Here is a 5447-nt window from a genome sequence, read left to right as displayed (position 1 = left end):
TTATAAGGGACAGGTCGAAGGGGGTGGGGGTGACGGTGTGCGGGGCCGATGCGTCCATCGTTCACCTCTGGAGGGGAGTTGGAGGGTGGCCTGCATCACACGCTAGCGGAGCAACTAAAACACGTGCTACCTGATTCACTAAAACGAGTCTTACCCTCGCTTCCGGTGGACGCGCGACCTCGATGGTCGGCAAACTGTGCGCGCGAACGAGGAGTTGACCATGGCACCACGGCAGGCACCCACCATCCGCCAGCGCCGCTTCGGCGCCGAACTCCGGCGACTGCGCGATGCCGTCGGGATGTCCGCGCCCGTAGCGGCGGAACGACTCGGGGCGGACCGCACGATGATCTCCAACATCGAGTCCGGACGATTCGGCATCAGTGAGGACCGGCTCCGTCGCCTGGCGAGCATCTATGAGTGCGATGACCCCGGACTGATCGATGCCCTCGCCACCATGACCGGCGGGCGCGCGAAAGGCTGGTGGGACGAGTACCGAGGCAAGATCCCACCCGACTTCCTCGACGTGGCCGAACTCGAGCACCATGCCACCGGCCTGCGAACGCTCCAGACCGCCCACATCCCCGGCGTCTTCCAGACGGAGGAGCACGCCCGCGCGCTCTTCGACCTCTTCTTGCCGGCGCTACCTCGCCTGGAGGTGGAATTGAGGGTCGCCCATCGGCTCACCCGCCACGGCGTGGTTGCGGCCGCCCCAGGCGTGCCTTACGTCGGATTGGTACACGAAGCGGCACTCCGACTCCGGACGGGAGGACGCAAGGTGGCCAAAGCCCAGCTGGCCCGTCTCTTGGAGGAGAGTGAACGGCCCAACGTACGACTGCTCGTGATCCCGTTCACCGCCGAAGGCTTCCCGATGGCCGGGGACACAATGATGTACGTGTCTGCCGCCAGCCCTCACCTGGATACAGTCGAGGTGGACTCCCCCATCGGCGCGGTCTTCTTCGACTCACCGACGCAGCTGGCCAACTTCCGCCGCCGGCTGGACTTGGTCGAACGAGTGGCGTTGAATCCGAACAAGTCGAGGGACCTCATCCTCGAGATCGCCGGAGAACTGTAAGAGGGATTTCTCGTGCCGGAGTTGAAGTGGCTCAAGTCCTCGTACTCTGAAGCGTCAGGCAACGCCTGTGTCGAGGTGGCCGGGAACGGACACTTCGTCGTCGTACGGGACTCCAAGGACGTGGAGCGCCCCTGGGCGAAGGTAGGCCACGAGGCATGGAGGCAGTTCACGGGGGCGCTGGCCCAGTCGTCGCACTAGGGGAGCACGGCTCAGGAGACGGAGCCCCGCCACAACAGAACGAAGTGGACACCTCCCGCGCGTGCCCACCCCAACGTTCTGCGCTACTCGCTCAGGCTCACTGGAAGTAGCTGGCGCCCTTCAGGTCGCCGCCCCGGTAGTCACCGCCGGCCTGGCCGACCTTCTGGCCGATCTCGACGAGAGCCCGGTGGATGGCCTCGACGTTGTTGTCCCACTCCTTCTGCTTCAGGACATACGCCTCGTGGGCCTTGCCCTCCCAGCCCTCGGCCACCTTCGCCACCGCCCGCTTGATGTCCGCGAGGTCGGCTTCCAACTGCTTCGCCTGGTTCCCGAGTTCGGTGGTGATGGCGTCAAGGCCGCCATACTTGACCGCCATCTCGCCGTAGTGAACGTTTACCATGCCTACCCCGTCTCTCTGTCTCTCTGCGGTTGTGGGGGATTCGTTCCCCGAGGGCCTCAGTGCTTCAGTAGCTGTTGATGGCCGATTGCTTGCCGCCGTACTGCACGTCGATACTGTCCATTGTCGACCGGACCTGGTCCTCGAGTCCGTCCGTGAGCTTCTCGTTGCCGCTGATGCCTTCCAGGAAGTCCACCAGAATGCGCCCGATCACCTGCATGCGCTCGTTGATCTCAGTCTGCTTCTTGTCGAATGCATGAGCCCCGACGCCCCGCCAGTTGGCCTCCATCGTGTCGAGAGTGCCCTGGAGGCGCTTGAGTTGCTTCTGGACCGAGTCGTACTTGCCCACGATCTCTTCTTTCAGAAGCCTCACTTGCTCGTTGTTCAACTTCTGGCCGTCAGCCACGGCTGGGCTCCCTTCGTGAACTTGCGTTGGGGTGTGTGGGGTGGTGCTGCGTCGAGTTCAGGCCCTGCGCCGAGCGCGTACCGCCGCGAAGGCTCCGCCGCCGATCACCGCGACTGCGGCGCCAGCAGCGACGATCAACCACAACTGGCCATTACTCTCCGCGGACTTCGAGCTTGAAGCCGCCTCTGCGGCCCCGCCACCTGCGCGTCCCTTCGGGGGTTGCGATGAAGCTGGCCCTGAAGCGGAGGGAGAAGCGTCCTTGCCGGAACCAACGCCGCGGGTCTTCTCGTTGGTGAGGGGGTCAACGTCCGCAGGGCCTGGGTTCCCCTTGCCCTCCAGCAGGTGGGGAGCCGGCCGGACGAGTCCGTAGCCGAGGTAGTCGCTGGGCTCATCCTTGGGCCAGTCGCGACCTGCGGTGTCGATGAGGACGCGGAGTACTTGATTTGCCGTCCAGTTGGGGTGCTTGGACCAGATCAGGGCGGCGGAGGCGGAGGCGATGGCTGTGGCGGAACTGGTGCCGCCTCCGTCGTCGCAGTACGAACGGAACGTCTCGTCGCACCAGTGGGGGAGGTTCAGGCCCGGCGCCGCCAGATCCACGTACTCGCCGAACTCCGAGTACTTCGCGACCTTGCCCGACTTGTCGGCGGCTGAGACTCCGGTGACGGAGGGATATGCAGCGGGATACCCGATGAAGTTCTTCTTCTCGGCATTGTTTCCGACGCTGGCGAACATCAACTTCCCTTTTGAGGCGGCGTACTTCACCGCCTCTTCCTCATCTGGGTACATCACGTCAGAACCGATGGACATGCTGATGATCTGGGCATCACTGTCCGCAGCCGCCCGAATTGCTTCGGCGCTTCGGTCTTCCTTCGTCCCGAACTTGTTTCCCAGACCGGTACGAAAGGAGACGGCCTCAGCGCCAGGCGCCAAGCCCTTGATGCCCCCGCCGCGACCGGATCCCACGATGAGCTCCGCCATCGTGGTTCCATGCCCGTCGTAGTCATCCAGCGACCCACCGGGCAGGTCTGTTACGTCCTTGCCCGGCTGCACTCGGCCTTTGAGGGAAGGGGTCTCCGAGATGCCACTGTCAACGACCGCGACTTTGATCCCCTTGCCAGTACTGACCTCCCACAAGTCAGCAGCACCCATGGCATCCAAGTACCACTGCTTCGACTGAACGTCGTCGGCAGCGGCACTCGGAGCCAACCCGACTGATCCGAGAACCAGCACACCGATCGCCGAGCCCAAAAGGGCAACAAGCCTCCGTGAAGACCCCGAAAAGGGTGCAGTCCATCCCTCACGCCGGCCGAACCTTGGCTTCATGCCCTGCATGTCCTCGCTCACGATCAGTCGATTACCGGCGGCGCATGGTGCCGGCTACCAGGCAGATGTGTCTCTTCGTCCTCGACCAACTGGCCCGGTCGCTGCGCATCCTCGCCCTCATCCTGATCAGGGCGTTGCCCTTTGCGCTCGGGACCACGTACCAAGCCTGCTCCGCCAGCGGTGAACCCGATTCCGCGGGCCTCGCGGGCAGCCCGCCTCGTGGGGGTACCGACAACACCATCAGCGTTGCTGGTGGATCGACGAGGCTGCTGCCCCCCACCAGCCGTGGCACGGGGTGTGGCTCCCACTACCCCGCGCTGATTCGTGCCTCCGGTTGCAGCTCTCGGAGCACCAGCGCCATCGGTACCGACGACCGGGCTGCGTGGCAACCGGGAACTAGTTGGACCCGGCAGCGGCCCAGGGGCGGGCCGCCCCCCGAAGATGCCGTTGGCACGCCCCTCACTATTCCCTGGGATACCAGGACGCGGGCCCGCCCCATCTCTGGGGCGTGGCGTTCCTCCCGTGACAGCACGACCCATCGGAGGCTGCCCGGTGGGCGTCGGACCGCTGGTGGCTCGCCCTTGGGCCACGGGGCCCGGGCCCGGACGCCCGATCGGACCCGCAGGAGCGCGTCCAGGACCCGTGGTCGGTCCTACTGGGCCCGGAGTTCGCCCTTGAGCCGGAAGAGAAGGCTTCGGACCTACCGGAGGAACTGGGGCACGTGTCGCGGGGCGGCTGATCGTAGGGTGCCGAGGACCACCTACGAGCGGAGGAAGTGGTTCTCCATTGCCCGTTGGGCCGGGCCCGGGAGGCTGCGAACCTGGTGCCGGGTTCACGGTCTGCGGCGGCAAGGTATCGACGCTGTCAATCTCCGTACCGACAGGCCGGTCCGAGGAAGCGATCGGGTCCGGAGCCTTGATCGGGTCAGGTGCACCAACACGGGGCGGCGAGGATTCGTCCGGGCGAGCGTAGGTTGCCGTCGGAGCGTCGACAGAGCGACGGGGCTCCGCCTGAGCGTCGCCGGCGACTGGGGCGGAACCCGCAGCGCCCTGCCCCTCACCCCCAATGTCACCGCCTCGCTCCACAGGCCTCGGCACCCCCACATTCGGCATGGCCGAAAACGTAGGCGGCTCCTGCCCGGCCATCGAGTTCTGCGACACCTGGTAGAACGACGACAACCGATTCATCTGGTTGATCGCCTCTTGACGATGAGACTCCGCCTTGGCCGCGGCGTCGTACTCCGCATTGCCCTCGACCCTCTTGGGGGTGGGAATGTCCTCCACCATCTTGGGATCGGCGCGCTGGTCCCGGGGTGGCATGGAGCTACGGACAGAGGCCAGCCCCGCGCCGGCCGAGGCGATCTGAATGCTGGCGGTGTCGGCGAAGTCGGAGAGCTGATGCGTGTCCTTGACGAGCTTCTCACCCCACTTACGGAACGCCTCCCCCGACAGCCCTTCCAAGTGGACTCGACCGATGGACTCGCCGAGTTCCTTGGCGGCCGCGGCAATCGCGTCGCGCGCCTTCTTGAGCGCCTCCCCCGCGCTCTCCAAGTCGGCCGGGTTCGCTTGCTCGACCAGGTCGATCATGTCGTTGAGGCGGTGACCTTCGAAGCTCACACTCGCCACCCGGAGTCAGACTTGTCACTACCGTGGCCGCCTCGCGCGTCAGGCTCGCCGCCCCGCTCACGCCCATCCGGCATCTGCTCACGGCGGATCTCGGTCTGAATCGCCCAGAAGCGCTGCCGCAGGTCCTCGTCAAGGTTGTCGAAGCCGCGGTCCACGCCACGCGCCGCGATACTCATGGCGTCAATCTGGGTGCCGAGCATCTTGGAGAGCGAGGTCAGCCGCTCGTGAACCTGGTCGTACTGCGAGTACAGGCTGTCGGCTGCGGGGAACGCGCTGCCCGCACCGCTGAAGGAGCCCCGGGTGAGCTTGTACCCCCCAAGCTCGCTCGCACCGCCTGCTGAGCCTTCGAACTCCGTGAGTAGCGTGTCGATGCGCTGGCGAAAGGTCTTCAGCGCCCCCAGTCCCCGCTCGAAATCAGCCCCCGAC

Annotated in this window: 6 protein-coding genes; 2 read left to right on the top strand and 4 right to left on the bottom strand. The window is 65.6% G+C overall.

Annotated elements, in window-relative coordinates:
* Positions 1 to 220: 220 nt before the first annotated feature.
* A complete protein-coding gene (locus tag E2651_RS40830) occupies positions 221 to 1072 on the top strand; it encodes a helix-turn-helix transcriptional regulator (RefSeq protein WP_135336332.1) in 852 nt (283 codons plus the stop codon).
* Between the two features lie 12 nt (positions 1073 to 1084).
* Positions 1085 to 1270 carry a DUF397 domain-containing protein gene (locus E2651_RS40825; RefSeq protein ID WP_135336331.1) on the top strand — a complete coding sequence of 62 codons (186 nt, stop codon included), beginning with the start codon at positions 1085 to 1087 and terminating at the stop codon, positions 1268 to 1270.
* 97 nt (positions 1271 to 1367) lie between these two features.
* Here the strand turns inward: E2651_RS40825 and E2651_RS40820 are convergent, their stop codons facing one another.
* From E2651_RS40820 to E2651_RS40805, 4 genes are all read right to left on the bottom strand, one after another.
* The gene (locus tag E2651_RS40820; RefSeq protein WP_135336330.1) at positions 1368 to 1670 is read right to left on the bottom strand and encodes a WXG100 family type VII secretion target; all 303 of its coding nucleotides are present in this window, start codon (positions 1668 to 1670) and stop codon (positions 1368 to 1370) included.
* Positions 1671 to 1734: 64 nt separating this feature from the next.
* A complete protein-coding gene (locus E2651_RS40815; protein ID WP_135336329.1) occupies positions 1735 to 2073 on the bottom strand; it encodes a WXG100 family type VII secretion target in 339 nt (112 codons plus the stop codon).
* A gap of 57 nt (positions 2074 to 2130) precedes the next feature.
* A complete protein-coding gene (locus E2651_RS40810) occupies positions 2131 to 3417 on the bottom strand; it encodes a S8 family serine peptidase (protein WP_245239523.1) in 1287 nt (428 codons plus the stop codon).
* A 1591-nt stretch (positions 3418 to 5008) separates the two neighbouring features.
* Positions 5009 to 5447: hypothetical protein (locus E2651_RS40805; protein WP_135336328.1), on the bottom strand; the 439-nt coding region annotated here is incomplete at its 5' end.

It is taken from the genome of Streptomyces sp. MZ04, from assembly GCF_004684775.1.
Taxonomy (GTDB): Bacteria; Actinomycetota; Actinomycetes; order Streptomycetales; family Streptomycetaceae; genus Streptomyces.
The sequence above is the reverse complement of the archived record's forward strand: the minus strand, read 5'-3'. Positions and strand labels throughout refer to the sequence as shown.

Bases quoted from the DNA above. Each gene is read 5' to 3' on its own strand.
- E2651_RS40830 (WP_135336332.1), top strand. From the start codon at position 221: ATGGCACCACGGCAGGCACCCACCATCCGCCAGCGCCGCTTCGGCGCC.
- E2651_RS40820 (WP_135336330.1), bottom strand. From the start codon at position 1,670: ATGGTAAACGTTCACTACGGCGAGATGGCGGTCAAGTATGGCGGCCTT.